The organism is Amycolatopsis suaedae (genome assembly GCF_004214935.1).
Classification (GTDB): Bacteria; Actinomycetota; Actinomycetes; order Mycobacteriales; family Pseudonocardiaceae; genus Amycolatopsis; species Amycolatopsis suaedae.
On sequence record NZ_SFCC01000021.1, the window covers coordinates 46273 to 62325 of the forward strand.

The 16053-nt window shown below is 71.7% G+C and carries 16 protein-coding genes; 14 read left to right on the top strand and 2 right to left on the bottom strand.

Annotated elements, in window-relative coordinates:
• Positions 1-398: 398 nt before the first annotated feature.
• The 12 genes from EWH70_RS32145 to katG all read left to right on the top strand — a co-directional run bounded on the left by EWH70_RS32145 (position 399) and on the right by katG (position 12975).
• Positions 399-1712 carry an MFS transporter gene (locus tag EWH70_RS32145; RefSeq protein ID WP_130479341.1) on the top strand — a complete coding sequence of 438 codons (1314 nt, stop codon included), beginning with the start codon at positions 399-401 and terminating at the stop codon, positions 1710-1712.
• Positions 1713-1726: 14 nt separating this feature from the next.
• Complete coding sequence (gene truB, locus EWH70_RS32150; protein ID WP_205669347.1) at positions 1727-2623, top strand: tRNA pseudouridine(55) synthase TruB; 897 nt, start codon at positions 1727-1729, stop codon at positions 2621-2623.
• Between the two features lie 9 nt (positions 2624-2632).
• On the top strand, positions 2633-3589 hold the full coding sequence (locus EWH70_RS32155) for a bifunctional riboflavin kinase/FAD synthetase (protein WP_130479342.1): 957 nt from the start codon (positions 2633-2635) through the stop codon (positions 3587-3589).
• 128 nt (positions 3590-3717) lie between these two features.
• On the top strand, positions 3718-4200 hold the full coding sequence (locus tag EWH70_RS32160) for a helix-turn-helix domain-containing protein (RefSeq protein WP_130479343.1): 483 nt from the start codon (positions 3718-3720) through the stop codon (positions 4198-4200).
• 11 nt (positions 4201-4211) lie between these two features.
• Entirely contained in the window at positions 4212-4709 is a 498-nt protein-coding gene (thpR, locus tag EWH70_RS32165; protein ID WP_130479344.1) for an RNA 2',3'-cyclic phosphodiesterase, read from the top strand.
• A gap of 134 nt (positions 4710-4843) precedes the next feature.
• Positions 4844-5113: a 30S ribosomal protein S15 gene (rpsO, locus tag EWH70_RS32170; protein WP_130479345.1), complete on the top strand. Its 270-nt coding sequence runs from the start codon at positions 4844-4846 to the stop codon at positions 5111-5113.
• 229 nt (positions 5114-5342) lie between these two features.
• A complete protein-coding gene (locus EWH70_RS32175) occupies positions 5343-7601 on the top strand; it encodes a polyribonucleotide nucleotidyltransferase (protein WP_130479346.1) in 2259 nt (752 codons plus the stop codon).
• 73 nt (positions 7602-7674) lie between these two features.
• On the top strand, positions 7675-9042 hold the full coding sequence (locus EWH70_RS32180) for a M16 family metallopeptidase (RefSeq protein ID WP_130479347.1): 1368 nt from the start codon (positions 7675-7677) through the stop codon (positions 9040-9042).
• Positions 9039-9788 (top strand): 4-hydroxy-tetrahydrodipicolinate reductase, encoded by a 750-nt coding sequence (gene dapB, locus EWH70_RS32185; RefSeq protein ID WP_130479348.1) that lies wholly within the window; start codon positions 9039-9041, stop codon positions 9786-9788. Before EWH70_RS32180 ends, dapB begins: the two co-directional genes overlap by 4 nt.
• Positions 9789-9795: 7 nt before the next feature.
• Complete coding sequence (locus EWH70_RS32190) at positions 9796-10248, top strand: hypothetical protein (protein ID WP_130479349.1); 453 nt, start codon at positions 9796-9798, stop codon at positions 10246-10248.
• A 31-nt stretch (positions 10249-10279) separates the two neighbouring features.
• Complete coding sequence (locus EWH70_RS32195; RefSeq protein ID WP_130479350.1) at positions 10280-10708, top strand: Fur family transcriptional regulator; 429 nt, start codon at positions 10280-10282, stop codon at positions 10706-10708.
• A gap of 17 nt (positions 10709-10725) precedes the next feature.
• Positions 10726-12975, top strand: a complete 2250-nt coding sequence (gene katG, locus EWH70_RS32200) for a catalase/peroxidase HPI (RefSeq protein WP_130479351.1) — start codon at positions 10726-10728, stop codon at positions 12973-12975.
• 133 nt (positions 12976-13108) lie between these two features.
• Here the strand turns inward: katG and EWH70_RS32205 are convergent, their stop codons facing one another.
• A complete protein-coding gene (locus EWH70_RS32205) occupies positions 13109-13630 on the bottom strand; it encodes a YqaA family protein (RefSeq protein WP_130479352.1) in 522 nt (173 codons plus the stop codon).
• 136 nt (positions 13631-13766) lie between these two features.
• Here EWH70_RS32205 and EWH70_RS32210 point away from each other — a divergent pair, with 136 nt between their 5' ends.
• Positions 13767-14258: a GtrA family protein gene (locus EWH70_RS32210; protein WP_240687341.1), complete on the top strand. Its 492-nt coding sequence runs from the start codon at positions 13767-13769 to the stop codon at positions 14256-14258.
• On the opposite strand, the gene EWH70_RS32215 is transcribed toward EWH70_RS32210, so the two are convergent.
• Complete coding sequence (locus EWH70_RS32215; RefSeq protein WP_130479353.1) at positions 14224-14784, bottom strand: GNAT family N-acetyltransferase; 561 nt, start codon at positions 14782-14784, stop codon at positions 14224-14226. The two genes, EWH70_RS32210 and EWH70_RS32215, sit on opposite strands and share 35 nt — an antisense overlap.
• Before the next feature lie 60 nt (positions 14785-14844).
• On the opposite strand from EWH70_RS32215, the gene EWH70_RS32220 reads away from it, so the two are divergent.
• Positions 14845-16053 (top strand): winged helix-turn-helix domain-containing protein, encoded by a 1209-nt coding sequence (locus EWH70_RS32220; RefSeq protein WP_130479354.1) that lies wholly within the window; start codon positions 14845-14847, stop codon positions 16051-16053.

Below are 16053 nucleotides of genomic sequence, written 5' to 3' on the forward strand. Positions count from 1 at the left end.
AACTCGCGCGTGAGAACGTACGACTCGCGCGAACGGGCCGTTCCCGCGGGCGACTGGCACTACGTGAGAACCGGCGTTCACATCGTGAGTTCTGCGCTCACGCACGCGAGTTCTGCGTTCCGGCCCGCGAATTCTGCGCTCGGGACCACCCACGATGCCTTGCCGCGCCCCGGGCTGTGCCGGGGCCCTGACGGCACAAGCACGTGAAGGCCACCTTCATTACGTGAGACGTGGTGAAGGTGGCCTTCACGTGCTCCGCGGCCCGACCGGCGGCCCGGCGCTGTGGCGAATCGCACTTTGGTCACGGGTATGTTTCAGGGTTGCTTAGGCGATACAACTTGTAGGGCGGCCACAAGCCTCCTTGATCCGTCGTGTCTTCTGCTGGGAGGAGCAGCTTCGTGTCGCCGCAGGGCACCGCGACCGCCCGGTCGTGGCTGATCTGGTTGACCGCCGCCACCATCTACCTGCTCGCCGTGTTCCACCGCACCTCGTTTGGGGTGGCCGGGCTGGAGGCCGCCGACCGCTTCGGCGTCGGCGCCGCGGCGCTGGGCACGTTCACCGTGCTCCAGGTCGGCGTCTACGCGGCGATGCAGATCCCCACCGGCGTCCTGGTGGACCGCTACGGCCCGCGGGCCGTGCTCACGGCCGCGCTGCTGTTCCTCGGCGCCGGGCAGGTCCTGCTGGCCACCGCCCAGTCCTACCCGCTCGGGCTGCTGGCCCGCGGCGTGCTCGGCTTCGGTGACGCGCTGACGTTCGTCAGCGTGCTGCGGCTGGTGGCCGCGCACTTCCCCGGGCGCCAGTACGCGGTGGTCACCTCGTTCACCACGGCGATGGGCTACGTCGGCAACCTCGCCGCCACGGTGCCGCTGACCTACCTGCTCGCCGGGCCGGGCTGGGTGCCCACCTTCCTGGTCGCGGGCATGGCCACGGCCGCCTTCGCCGTGGTCGCCGGCCTGCGGATCGCCAACCACCCTGCCGGTGCCGAGCCGCCGCCTGCCGAGCGGGTGCCGGTGCGGCAGCTGGGCAGGCAGGTCGCCACCGCGTGGCGCACGCCGGGCACCCGGCTGGGCTTCTGGGTGCACTTCACGACGATGTTCGCGCCCAACACGCTGACGCTGCTGTGGGGCGTGCCCTTCCTGGTCGAGGGCGAGCACGTGTCGCCGGGAACCGCGAGCGCCCTGCTCACCGTGTTCGTGTTCGGCTCGATGGTGTTCGGGCCGTTGCTGGGCAACGTGATCGCGCGCCACCCGTCGCTGCGCATGCCGCTGGTCGGCGGCTACCTTGCGGCCGCCGCCGTGGTGTGGGCGGTGCTGCTGGGCTGGCCGGGACAGCTGCCGCTGGCCGTGCTGATCCCGGCGTTCGCGCTGCTGTCCTTCGGCGGCCCGGCCTCGATGATCGGCTTCGCACTGGCACGGGACTACAACCCGCTGAGCCGGGTCGGCACGGCGACCGGGGTGGTCAACGTCGGCGGCTTCGTCGCCACGACGGTCGCCGCGCTGAGCATCGGCGTGCTGCTGGAGCTGACCGGCGGGCAGTTCCGCCTGTCGCTGCTGGCCGTGGTGGCGGTGCTGGCGCTGGGCACGGTGCGGATGCTGGTGTGGTGGCGGCGCACCAGGGCCGAGCTGTTCGCCGCCAAGGCCCGCGGCGAGCAGATCCCGGTGCGGATCACCCGCCGCCGCTGGGACGCCGCGCCGCTGCCGCAGGCGGCCTGAGTACCCTTCCGGCCGTGCCACAGCCGAAGAAGCCCGCTCCGCCGCCCGGCCTGCTCGTCGTCGACAAGCCGGCCGGGATGACCTCGCACGACGTCGTCGCCCGGGTCCGGCGGATCATGGGCACCCGCAAGGTGGGCCACGCCGGCACGCTCGACCCGATGGCCACCGGCGTGCTGGTGCTGGGCATCGAACGTGCCACCAAGCTGCTGGGCCACCTGGCACTGGACCGCAAGACCTACCTGGCCACCATCGTGCTGGGCGCAGCCACCAGCACCGACGACGCCGAGGGCGAGCCGCTGTCGGAGGCCGACGCCTCCGGGGTCACCGACGACGCGATCGCCGCAGGCATCGCCGGGCTGACCGGCGAGATCGCCCAGGTGCCCAGCGCCGTCAGCGCCGTCAAGATCGACGGCAAGCGGGCCTACGCCCGGGTCCGCGCCGGGGAGACGGTGGAGCTGGCCGCCCGCCCGGTGACCGTGTACCGCTTCGACCTGCTGGCCACCCGCCGCGAGGGCGCCCGGATCGAACTGGACGCCGTCGTGGAGTGCTCGTCGGGCACCTACGTGCGGGCGCTGGCCCGCGACCTCGGCGCCGGGCTCGGCGTCGGCGGGCACCTCGGCGCGCTGCGGCGCACCACCGTCGGCCCGTTCACCCTGGCCGCCGCGCGCACCTTGGAGCGCTTGGAGGAGGCGCCGGAGCTGTCCTACGGCCTGGACGACGCGGTGGCGACGGCCTTTCCCCGCCGCGACGTCGACGAGGCCGCCGCCCTCGCCGTCCGGCACGGCAGGCGGCTGCGGCCGGCCGGGCTGAGCGGCACCTACGGCGTGTTCGACCCGGCGGGCACGGCGCTCGCGCTGGCCGTCGACGAGGGCGAGACGGCCCGGTCGGTGGTCGTGCTGCTCCCGGCCTAAGGTAAGCCCGTGCAGCGTTGGCGTGGTTTGGCGGAACTTCCCGGAAACTGGGGCCGGTGTGTGGTCACCATCGGTGTCTTCGACGGTGTCCACCGTGGACACCAGGCCCTGATCCGCAGGACGGTCGAGGTGGCCCGCGAACGCGGGGTGCCCAGCGTCGTGCTGACCTTCGACCCGCACCCGTCCGAGGTGGTGCGGCCGGGCAGCCACCCGGCGCAGCTGACCACCCTGCGGCGCAAGGCCGAGTTGGTCGAGCAGCTCGGCGTGGACGTCTTCGCCGTCCTGCCGTTCACCCCGGAGCTGTCCCGGCTGACCGCCCACGAGTTCGTGCACGAGGTACTGGTCGACCGCCTGCACGCGGCGGCGGTGATCGTGGGGGAGAACTTCACCTTCGGCGCCAAGGCGGCCGGTGACGTGACCCTGCTGCGGTCGCTGGGCCGCCGGTTCGGCTTCGTCGCGCAGGGCGCCGAGCTGCAGGGCCAGGCGCTGACCGCCGGTGACGGCAGCGAGATCACCTTCTCCTCCACCTACGTCCGCTCCTGCATCGACGCAGGCGACGTCACTGCCGCCGCCGACGCGCTGGGCAGGCCGCACCGGCTGGAGGGCATCGTCGTCCGCGGCGCCGGCCGCGGGCACGACCTGGGCTTTCCCACCGCGAACCTGTCGACCCCGCGGTACGCGGCCGTACCGGCCGACGGGATCTACAGCGCCTGGTTCGTCCGGGAGAGCGAGCCGGGCACCCGCCACCGCGCCGCCGTGTCGATCGGGACGAACCCGACATTCTCCGGTCGCGAGCGCACGGTGGAGGCGTTCGTCCTGGACTGGGACTCCGACCTGTACGGCCAGCGGGTCGCCCTCGACTTCGTCGTCAAGCTGCGGGAAACGGCCAGGTTCGACTCGGTCGAGGCGCTGATCCGCCAGATGGAGGACGACGTCGAGCGCACACGGACGCTGCTCACCGAGTAACGTGACCGGCACGGTCGGCGGCAAGTGCGAATGCGAATCGGTAGGCCGAGTGGGCAGGACGGCGCCGCATCTGCTGGCAAAATGCTCCCGACTGGGCACCATCGATGCTGACAGGGGAGTAGGGCAACGTGGATGACCACAAGATCGTCCAGCGCAACATCGCGCTGCAGCGCGAGTGGTACGGCGAACCGCTCGGCGACCGGGTGCGGCGGCTGGTGGTCGCCTTCGACGTGTCCCAGGCCTACCTGGCCGAGGTGCTGGGGATCAGCGCCCCGATGCTGAGCCAGGTGATGAGCGGCAGGCGGGCCAAGATCGGCAACCCGGCCGTGCTGGCCCGCATGATCATGCTGGAACGCAAGGTGCTGCTGCCCGAGGTCGCCTCCGGCGACGTCGCCGCCACCAAGGCCGCGCTGGAGGACGTGCGGGCGTCGCGGCCCACCGTGGGCCGGGACAACCTGCCGCTGCGGGCGGCCACCGTCAGCAGGCAGGCCGTGCTGGTCACGCTGAACGACATCGCCGAGGACGAGGACCTCGACGCGGCGGCCGACCGGCTGGGCGACGAGTTCCCGGCCATCGCCGACCTGCTGCGTCAGGCCGCCAAGATCGACTAGAGGCGCCCGCCATGCGCCTGTTCAGTGCGCTGTGGCCGCCCCAGCGGGTCGTCACGGCACTGCGCGCGGCGGTCCGCGCGGGGCCCCCGGAGGCGGGGCTGCGCTGGTCGCCGGAACACCAGTGGCACATCACCCTCGGCTTCTACGGCGAGGACGACCCGGGCGCGCGGGCCGCGTCCCTGCGGGCCCGGCTGCGCGGCGCCGCCGCGGTCCCGCTGCGGCTGGCCGGTGCCGGGATGTTCCCCGGTGTGCTGTGGGCCGGCGTGGCCGGTGACGAGCTGCACGACCTGGCCGTCAGCATCGGCGCGGAGGACGCCGGCCGGCCCTACCACCCCCACCTCACGCTGGCCCGCTGGCAGCGCACCGACCGCGCCGGGACGGCGGCCGCCGTCCGCTGGGTCGCCGCGCTGGCCGAGCTGTCCGGCCCGGCGTGGACCGCCGACCGGGTCGCGCTGGTGCGCAGTGACGGCGGGAAGTACACGGTCGTGGAACAGTTCCACCTCGGGTGATCCCGGGTGGCGCGAAGCCTGCTGGTAGCCTTGTGAGTTGGGTCCGGCTGCAGTCCGTGGCGGCCGCGACCGTCTCACCCGGCACGAACGACGTGGCCGGGCCGCACGGCACACGAAGAACGAGGAGTCACAGCGTGGCGTTGTCCACCGAAGAGAAGAAGTCGATCCTTTCCGAGTACGGCGTGCACGACTCGGACACCGGGTCGCCCGAGGCCCAGGTGGCCCTGCTCACCAAGCGGATCATCGGCCTCACCGAGCACCTCAAGGCTCACAAGCACGACCACCACTCCCGCCGCGGTCTGCTGCTGCTGGTCGGCCGTCGCCGCCGGCTGCTCAACTACGTGGCGAAGGTGGACATCGAACGGTACCGGTCGCTGATCCAGCGTCTCGGCCTCCGCCGATGACCTTCCGAGGGGGAGTGACCCGCACGGGTCGCTCCCCCTCGGTCTAACAACTCAGAAAGCCCAACGAACCGGGCGGGCGTACCGCGCACGAGGGTCAGCCCGCCGGTCCTCGGTAGTGGCTGCCGGGAGAGGTCCCGGTGGCTTCGATCGAAGACCGGCCTCGTTTCCCTCGGACGTGCCCCAAGAGGTGGGGACCCCGCTCGCCCGCCGAACGAGGAGAAACACACCTATGACAGATACCGTCCACGAGACCGAAGCCGTCATCGACAACGGCCGGTTCGGCACCAGGACGGTCCGCTTCGAGACCGGCAGGCTGGCCAAGCAGGCCGCCGGCGCCGTCGTCGCGTACCTGGACGAAGAGACCATGCTGCTCTCGGCCACCACCGCGTCCAAGCACCCGAAGGAGCACTTCGATTTCTTCCCGCTGACGGTGGACGTCGAGGAGCGGATGTACGCCGCGGGCCGGATCCCCGGCGCGTTCTTCCGCCGGGAGGGCCGTCCCTCCACCGACGCGATCCTCACCGCGCGGCTGATCGACCGCCCGCTGCGCCCGTCGTTCACCGACGGCCTGCGCAACGAGATCCAGGTCGTCATCACCGTGCAGAGCCTGAACCCGGACGACCCGTACGACGTGCTGGCCATCAACGCCGCGTCGGCGTCCACCCAGATCGGCGGCCTGCCGTTCTCCGGCCCGATCGGCGGCGTGCGTGTCGCGCTGGTCAGCGACGGCCAGGGTGACGACCAGTGGGTCGCGTTCCCGACCTGGAAGCAGCTGGAGCGGGCGACCTTCAACATGGTCGTCGCCGGCCGCATCGTCGGCGAGGACGTCGCCATCATGATGGTCGAGGCCGAGGGCACCGAGCACACGCTCGACCTGGTGGCCGGCGGCGCGACCGCGCCGAACGAGAAGGTCGTCGCCGAGGGCCTGGACGCGGCCAAGCCGTTCATCCGGGTGCTCTGCGAGGCGCAGCAGCGCCTGGCGACCGCCGCCGCGAAGCCGACCGGTGACTTCCCGGTCTTCCTGGCCTACGAGAACGACGTCTACGAGGCCGTCGCGGCCGCCGCGACGGAGGACCTGGCCAAGGCGCTGGCCATCGCGGGCAAGCAGGACCGCGACAACGCCACCGACGAGGTCAAGGCCGCGCTGCTGGAGAAGATCGGCGTCGGTGAGGGCGAGGCCTTCGAGGGCCGCGACAAGGAGGTCGGTGCCGCGTTCCGCGCGCTGACCAAGAAGCTCATCCGCCAGCGCATCCTCACCGACAAGGTGCGCATCGACGGCCGCGGGCTGACCGACATCCGCTCGCTGGCCGCCGAGGTCGCCGTGATCCCCCGGGCGCACGGCTCGGCGCTGTTCGAGCGCGGCGAGACCCAGATCCTGGGTGTCACCACGCTGAACATGCTGCGCATGGAGCAGCAGATCGACTCGCTGTCGCCGGAGACGACGAAGCGGTACCTGCACCACTACAACTTCCCGCCCTTCTCCACCGGCGAGACCGGCCGGGTCGGCTCGCCCAAGCGCCGCGAGATCGGTCACGGCATGCTGGCCGAGCGGGCGCTGGTGCCGGTGCTGCCCAAGCGCGACGAGTTCCCCTACGCGATCCGCCAGGTGTCCGAGGCCCTCGGCTCCAACGGGTCCACCTCGATGGGTTCGGTCTGCGCGTCCACCCTGGCGTTGCTCAACGCCGGTGTGCCGCTGAAGGCCCCGGTCGCCGGTATCGCCATGGGCCTGGTGTCCGACGAGGTCGACGGCAAGACCGAGTACGTCGCGCTGACCGACATCCTCGGCGCCGAGGACGCGTTCGGCGACATGGACTTCAAGGTCGCCGGCACCAAGGACCTGATCACCGCGCTGCAGCTGGACACCAAGCTGGACGGCATCCCGTCGGAGGTGCTGGGCGGTGCGCTGAACCAGGCCCGCGACGCGCGCCTGACCATCCTCGAGGTGCTGGCCGAGGCCATCGACGCACCGGACGAGATGAGCCCGTACGCCCCGCGGGTCACCAGCGTGAAGATCCCGGTCGACAAGATCGGCGAGGTCATCGGGCCGAAGGGCAAGATGATCAACTCGATCACCGAGGAGACCGGCGCGGACATCTCGATCGAGGACGACGGCACCATCTACGTCGGCGCCGCCGACGGCCCGTCCGCGGAGGCCGCGATCGGCAAGATCAACGCCATCGCCAACCCGCAGCTGCCGAAGGTCGGCGAGCGCTTCCTCGGCACCGTGGTGAAGACCGCGGCGTTCGGCGCGTTCGTCTCGCTGCTGCCGGGCAAGGACGGCCTGGTGCACATCTCCAAGCTGGGCAACGGCAAGCGCATCGGCAAGGTCGAGGACGTGGTCAACGTCGGCGACAAGCTGCGCGTGGAGATCGCCGACATCGACAACCGCGGCAAGATCAGCCTCATCCTGGTCAAGGAGGACGAGGCCGAGGGCGACAAGCCCGCCGAGGGCGCGAAGGCCGACGAGAAGGCCGACGCCGCCCAGTAGCCAGCGCCGAGTGGCCCGTCCCCGCGTCCGATCGGGGGACGGGTCACTCGTTGCGTTCAACCGAGAAGGACCTATGGCGCGACAGATCGCGGGCTACGAGCAGCCGGTGGGCAGTACCCGCACCCTCGAGTCCACATCGGACGGCCCGCTCGTGCGGCGCACGGTGCTGCCCGGTGGCCTGCGGGTGATCACCGAGCGGGTGCCCGGTGTCCGGTCGGCCACCGTGGGGTTGTGGGTCGGCGTCGGCTCCCGGGACGAGCCGCCCGCCGTCGCCGGTGCCGCGCACTACCTGGAACACCTGCTGTTCAAGGGAACCGCGAACCGGGACGCGCGGCAGATCGCCGAGGAGATCGACGCTGTCGGCGGCGAGTTCAACGCGTTCACCGCCAAGGAACACACCTGCTTCTACGCCCAGGTGCTCGACGACGACCTGCCGCTGGCCATGGACCTGGTCACCGACGTGGTGTTCCGCGCCACCTGCGCCGACGCCGACGTGGAGACCGAGCGCAGCGTCGTGCTGGAGGAGATCTCCATGCGCGACGACGACGCCGAGGACCTGCTGCACGAGACGTTCGTCGGCGCGGTGCTCGGCGATCACCCGCTGGGCAGGCCGGTGCTGGGGACCGAGGCGTCGATCGCGGGCATGGCGCCCGCCGCGCTGCGCGGGTTCTACCGGCGCCGCTACACGCTGCCGAAGATGGTGCTGGCCGTGGCGGGCAACGTCGAGCACGGCCAGGTGCTCCGGCTGGCCCGCAAGGCACTGCGGGACAAGAAGTCCTCTTCGGACACGATGCCGGCCCGGCCGAGGGCCGGGCGGGCGCGGATCGCGGGCGTGCGCAAGCTCGCGCTGCACACCGACGACACCGAGCAGGCCCACGTGATGCTGGGCCTGCGGTCGCCGTCGCGGCACGACGGGCGGCGCTTCGCCGTGTCGGTGCTCAACGCCGCGCTCGGCGGCGGGATGAGCTCGCGGCTGTTCCAGGAGGTGCGGGAGCGGCGCGGGCTGGCCTACCAGGTGTACTCGTCGGTGGCCAGCTACGCCGACACCGGCGTGCTGTCGGTGTACGCGGGCTGCCAGCCGGACAAGCTCGGCGAGGTGGCCGGCGTGCTGTGCGAGGTGCTGGGCAAGGTCGCCGTCGACGGGCTCACCGACGCCGAGGTGACGCGGGCCAAGGGCCAGCTGCGCGGGCAGCTGGTGCTCGGGCTGGAGGACACCGCGTCGCGGATGTCGCGCATCGGCAAGAACGAGCTGAACTACGGCGGTTACCTCAGCGTGGCCGACACGGTGGCCAGGATCGACGCGGTCACCGCCGACGACGTCCGGGAGCTGGCGGCGACACTGCTGCGCAGGCCGGGTGGGGTGTCCACGGCCGCCGTGGTGGGCCCGTACGCTCACGCCGACGACCTTCCCGACGATCTGCACGAGGTGATCGCGTCATGACCAAGATCCGAGTGGGCGTGCTCGGCGCGCGCGGCCGGGTCGGCAGCCAGGTGGTGGGTGCCGTCGAGGCGGCGGCCGACCTGGACCTGGTGGCCGCGGTCGACGCCGGCGACGCGCTGGAGGAGCTGACCGCGGGCAAGGCCGAGGTCGTCGTCGACTTCACCCACCCCGACGTGGTGATGGACAACCTGCGCTTCCTCACCGGTAACGGCATCCACGCCGTCGTCGGCACCAGCGGGTTCGACCAGGACCGGCTGGACACCGTCGCCGGCTGGCTGGAGGGCCGGCCGGAGCTGGGCGTGCTGATCGCTCCGAACTTCGCGCTCGGCGCGGTGCTCGCGATGCGGTTCGCGCAGCAGGCCGCGCGGTTCTACGAGTCGGCCGAGGTCGTCGAGCTGCACCACAACCGCAAGGCCGACGCCCCCTCCGGGACGGCGGCGCACACCGCGCGGCTGATCGCCCAGGCGCGCGCCGAGGCCGGGCTGGGCCCGGGACCGGACGCGACCACCAGCGAGCTGGACGGCGCCCGCGGTGCCGAGGTCGACGGGGTGCGGGTGCACTCGGTGCGGCTGCCCGGGCTGGTGGCGCACGAGGAGATCCTGTTCGGTGCCGAGGGGGAGACCCTGACCATCCGGCACGACTCGATGGACCGTTCGTCGTTCCTGCCCGGGGTGCTGCTCGCCGTGCGGTCGCTGGCCGGACGGCCGGGGCTGACCGTCGGCCTGGAACACCTGCTCGACCTGTGATGACGCTGTGAGGGCCCGCAACCTGGCGCTGGTGCTGACCGCCGCGGTGGTGGTCTACATCGTGCTGCTGGCCGGCCGCGCGATCACGCTGCTGCGCACCGGCGAGACCGTGCCGGTGATCTTCGGGATCGGCGTGCTGCTGCTGCCGCTGATCGGCGTGTGGATCGTCGTGTCCACCTGGCGGTCCGGCACCCGGATCCAGAGACTCGCCCGCAGGCTGGAGGCCGAGGGCGGACTGCCCGACGTGTCGGACCTGCCGCGGCGGCCGTCGGGCCGGGTGGACCGCGCCGCCGCCGACGCCTGGTTCGAGCAGCGCCGCGCCGAGGTCGAGGCCGACCCGGACGACTGGCGCCAGTGGTACCGGCTGGCCCACGCCTACGACATCGCCGGTGACCGCCGCCGGGCCCGCGAGACCATGCGCCGCGCCATCGAACTGGAAGCCGGTCACCCGAAAACTTGACTCATTCCAGAAAAGCAGGCAGACTCGCCGCGTGCCAACGGTTTCGGACTTCGAGAGCATGCTGCACGGGGCTTCCCTGCGCGTGACGCGTCCGCGGCTGGCGGTGCTGGCCGCGGTGCACGAACATCCGCACGCCGACACCGACACGATCATCGGCGCCGTACGCGAGAACATCGGCGCCGTGTCCCACCAGGCCGTGTACGACGTGCTGCGTGCGCTCACCGGCACGGGCCTGGTGCGCCGGATCGAGCCCCCGGGCTCGGTCGCCCGGTACGAGGCGAGGGTGGGGGACAACCACCACCACGTCATCTGCCGCTCCTGTGGCGCGATCGCCGACGTCGACTGCGCCGTCGGTCCCGCGCCCTGTTTGACTGCCTCCGATGATCACGGCTTCGTCATCGACGAGGCCGAGGTCATCTACTGGGGGCTGTGCCCCGTCTGTGCCAGGAACCACCACTGAACGGAGAAAGGACGTCCGTGTCTGAGAACCACGACGCAGTGATCAGCGAGCTGAACGAGGAGAGTGCCGGTGGTTGCCCGGTCGCGGCCGGACGGTTCAAGCACCCCACCGAGGGTGGCAGCAACAACGAGTGGTGGCCCAACCAGCTCAACCTGAAGATCCTGCGCAAGCACAGTGCGGCCGCCAACCCGATGGAGGCCGACTTCGACTACGCCGCCGAGTTCAACAGCCTGGACCTGGACGCGCTGGCCCGCGACGTCGACGAGGTGCTGACCACGTCGCAGGACTGGTGGCCGGCGGACTTCGGCCACTACGGGCCGCTGATGATCCGGATGGCCTGGCACAGTGCGGGTACCTACCGCGTCGAGGACGGCCGCGGTGGCGCGGGCGCGGGCATGCAGCGGTTCGCGCCGCTGAACAGCTGGCCGGACAACGGAAACCTGGACAAGGCCCGCCGTCTGCTGTGGCCGGTCAAGAAGAAGTACGGCAAGAAGATCTCGTGGGCCGACCTGATGATCTTCACCGGCAACCGCGCGCTGGAGACCATGGGCTTCAAGACGTTCGGCTTCGCCGGTGGCCGCGCCGACGTGTGGGAGCCGGACGAGGACGTCTACTGGGGCCCGGAGCGCACCTGGCTCGGCGACGAGCGCTACACCGGCGACCGTCAGCTGGAGGGCCCGCTGGCCGCCGTCCAGATGGGACTGATCTACGTCAACCCGGAGGGCCCCAACGGCAACCCGGACCCGCTGGCCGCGGCGCGCGACATCCGCGAGACGTTCGGCCGGATGGCGATGAACGACGAGGAGACCGTCGCGCTCATCGCGGGCGGGCACACGTTCGGCAAGACCCACGGCGCGGCCGACCCGGACGCCCATGTCGGTGCCGAGCCCGAGGGTGCTCCGCTGGAGGAGCAGGGCCTTGGCTGGAAGAACAGCTTCGGCACCGGCAAGGGCCGCGACGCGATCACCAGTGGCCTGGAGGTCACCTGGACTCCGACGCCGACCAAGTGGAGCAACTGGTTCTTCCACAACCTGTTCACCTACGAGTGGGAGCTGACCAAGAGCCCCGCGGGTGCCCACCAGTGGAAGCCGAAGAACAACGCCGCCGCGAACACCGTCCCGGACCCGGAGACCGGTGACCTCGTCCGGCAGCCGACGATGCTGACCACCGACCTGGCGCTGCGGTTCGACCCGGTCTACGAGCAGATCTCGCGGCGGTTCTACGAGAACCCGGACGAGTTCGCCGACGCGTTCGCCCGTGCCTGGTTCAAGCTGACCCACCGCGACATGGGCCCGATCCAGCGCTACCTCGGGCCGCTGGTCCCGGCCGAGGAACTGATCTGGCAGGACCGTGTCCCGGCGGTGGACCACGAGCTGGTCGACGCGGCCGACATCGCGTCGCTGAAGGCGAAGATCCTGGAGTCCGGGCTGTCGGTGGCCCAGCTGGTCTCGGTCGCGTGGGCGTCGGCCTCGACGTTCCGCGCCAGCGACAAGCGCGGTGGCGCCAACGGCGCGCGCATCCGCCTGGAGCCGCAGCGCGGCTGGGCGGTCAACGAGCCGGACAACCTGGGCCAGGTGCTGCGGGTCCTGGAGGGCATCCAGGAGTCGTTCAACAGCACCGCCACCGGTGGCAAGAAGGTCTCGCTGGCCGACCTGATCGTCCTCGGCGGGGTGGCCGCCGTCGAGAAGGCCGCCGCCGACGCCGGTGTCCAGGTCGAGGTGCCGTTCACCCCGGGCCGTACCGACGCCTCGCAGGAACAGACCGACGCGGACTCGTTCGCGCCGCTGGAGCCGTCCGCCGACGGCTTCCGCAACTACCGCGGCAAGGGCAACCGCCTGCCGTCGGAGTACCTGCTGGTCGACCGGGCGAACCTGCTGAACCTGTCCGCGCCGGAGATGACCGTGCTGGTCGGCGGCCTGCGGGTGCTGGGGGCCAACCACCAGCAGTCCGCGCACGGCGTGTTCACCTCGACGCCGGGGGTGCTGACCAACGACTTCTTCGTGAACCTGCTCGACATGGGCACGGAGTGGAAGCCGGTCGAGGGCTCCGACGTCGCGGGTGTCGCGGAGCTGTTCGAGGGCCGCGACCGCGCCACCGGCGAGGTCCGGTGGACCGGCAGCCGCGTCGACCTGGTCTTCGGCTCGAACTCCGAGCTGCGGGCCGTCGCCGAGGTCTACGCCAGCGACGACGCGCGGGAGAAGTTCGTGCGTGACTTCGTCGCCGCGTGGGACAAGGTCATGCAGGCCGACCGCTACGACCTGGTCTGAGTTCCCGGCTCGTGAAGGCCACCTTCATTACGTGCGACGTGGTGAAGGTGGCCTTCACGTGCTCTGGTGCGTGGTGGGTTGTCTCGTTCGTGGTGGCATGCGCGGCGTCACGCCGGCGGGAGACCGCGGGGCGCTACAGGCGCAGCCACTCGGAGAACAGGGCCGGGGAGGCGGCCAGGGCGCAGAAGCGGATCGCGCGGCCGGCGAACCCGACGCCGAGGAACACCGACATCGGCATGTGCACCAGCCCGGCCAGCACCGTCGTCGCCATGTACGGCGGGATGCCGGTGATCGCGCTCAGCCCGTAGGTGCCGGTCATCCAGGCCGGGTGGCGCTGGCAGCGTTCCCGCAGGGCGTCCAGCCAGGACCGGATCCGCTTCGTCCTGGCCCGCCACCGCTCGCGGCGCGGCGTCGGCGGGCGTTGCCGGTGCAGCCGGTCGTGCAGGAACTTCGGCAGGTGGATCGACCCGCGAGCGGCCAGGTAGTACAGCAGTTTGCCGGCGAGCTGCCCGGCGGCGACGACGATGCCCAGCGCCAGCCACGGGATGTCCGGGTCGCTGGCCACCAGCCCCAGGATGAACAGCTCGACGTTGATCAGCGGGATGATGGCCGATCCGAACGCGACGCCCAGCGCCGCGCACAGCCAGCCCACCATGATGTCCCGCTTCCCGTGGAGAATCCCCGCGCCCCAAGCTAGCAGCCAGGCAGCCCGGGACACCCTGGTGCGCACCCCACCAAACCATCACCTGCGCGACGGATTCCGGACACCTGCCGCTGCCAGGGTGGGCGTCGTGACCGGGCAAACCACCACCGTGCCGCTGACCGACCGGTTCGCCGGCCTCTGTGAGCTGGTGGCGAGCAAGCTGCCGTTCGGGCTGAACCGCATCGTGCCGCCGACCTTCCTCGGCTTCGCCGTCATCAACAGCTTCACCTTCGGTGTGGACCTGGTGCTGCTCACGGTGTTCCACGGCTGGTGGGACTGGCCGTCGCCGGTGGCGGTGAGCCTGGCCTACGCGCTGGCGTTCGGCCTCGCCTTCGTGCTCAACCGGGCGTTCAACTTCCGCTCGCACGCCCCGGTCGGCGGGCAGATGGTGAAGTACGTGATCGTCGTGGTGATCAACTACCTGGCGTTCATCCTCGGCGTCGGCGCTGGCCTGACCGAGCTGGGCGTGCAGTACCACCTGGCCCGGCTGGCAGCCGGCGCCTGCGAGGCCGTCTACATGTACGCCATGATGCGCTGGGTCGTGTTCAGGGAACCGTCGTCAGGTCGAGCGAGCCGGTGACCCGGATCTCGCGGACGGTCCGCTCGCCGGTGTCCAGCGTGCGGACGGTCCCGTCGGGATTCCAGCCAGCCTTGCGGAACAGCCCCAGCGACGCCGAGTCCGCCTGAGCCAGCCAGCCGATCCCGCGCAGCGCACCCCGGGCCCGCAGGTCCGCAGCCGCGGCGGCGAGCAGCCTGCCGCCGTGGCCGCGCCGTCCCCACCGCGGCTCGACCAGCACGGTGGCCACCAGGCCGGTCCGCTCCGCGTCCTCGGGCAGCGTCCCCGCGGCGTCGGCGACCTCGGACTCCGGCGCCAGGCCGGACACGCAGAACCCGACCGTGAACGACCCCTCGGTGGCCACCCGCACGTCGGTGGCCGGATCGGCGACGGCGGCCGCCCAGCTGGCGTGCGCGTCGGCGGAGTCCAGCGCGGCCAGCGCCGCCTGCCCGAGGATGTCGGCGTAGGCCGCGTGCCAGGTGTCGCGCTGGATGCGGACGATCTCCGCGACGTCGGCGTCCGTCGCCGGACGGGTCTCGGCCTTGCTCATGCCAGCACCCTAGCGAGCAACCACCGTAGGACTGTCGGTGGTTCGTGCGAGGATGCCGCCATGCGGACGATGAGCCTGGACGTGGCGCGGCGGACGGCCCTGGCGGCACAGGGTTTCGCCGATCCCCGCCCGGACGGTGAGCCGACCCGGCGGCACCTGCGGCGGGTGCTGTCCCGCGTCCGGCTCATCCAGCTGGACTCGGTGAACGTGGCGGTCCGCGCACACTACGCGCCGCTGTTCGCCCGCCTCGGCGCCTACGACCCGGCACTGGTCGACGACGCCGCCTGGTCACACAGCGCCCGGCGCCCCCGGCTGCTGGTCGAGTACTGGGCACACGAAGCCAGCCTGGTGCCGGTCGCCGACTGGCCGCTGCTGCACTCCGGCGCCAAACGCGAGGGCTGGTGGCGTCACTACCGGCCGCTGGCCGACAGCGAGCCCGGACTGGTCGACGACGTGCTCGCCGTGGTGAAGGAACTGGGCCCGGTCGGCGCTGGCACCATCGAGCGCGAGCTGGCCGGCGGGCAGCGCCGCAAGCAGGGCGCGTGGTGGGACCGCTCGGAGGTCAAGAAGATCTGCGAGTACCTGTTCGGCACCGGCCAGCTGACCACCGGCACCCGCCGGTCGTTCGAACGCCTCTACGACCTCACCGAGCGGGTCGTGCCGCCGGACGTGCTGGCCACCCGCGTCGACGCCGAGGAAGCCGCCCGCACGCTGATCGCCCAGTCGGCCACCGCGCTGGGCGTGGCCACCGAGACCGACCTGCGCGACTGCTACCGGCTGGGCCCGGACGTCACCCGCCGCGCGGTCGCCGACCTGGTCGACGCCGGTGTCCTGGAACCGGTGCGGGTGCACGGCTGGAAGCCGCCTGCCTACCGGCACGCCGAGGCCCGCACCCCGCGCACCGTGACCGGACGGGCGCTGCTCTGCCCGTTCGACCCGCTGATCTGGGAACGGGCCCGCACCGAGCGGCTGTTCGGGTTCCACTACCGCATCGAGATCTACGTCCCCGAACCGAAGCGGGTACACGGCTACTACGTGTTCCCGTTCCTGCTCGACGGCGAGCTGGTGGCCAGGGTCGACCTGAAGTCCGACCGCGCCGCCGGGCTGCTGCGGGTGCACGGCGCCTTCGCCGAGGACGGCGCCGACCAAGCCCGTGTCGCCGCCGAGCTGGCGGGGGAACTGCGCCTGATGGCGGGGTGGCTGGGCCTGTCCGGCGTCGCCGTCGGCGAGCGCGGCGACCTGGCCCCGGCGCTGCGCCGCCTGACCTGA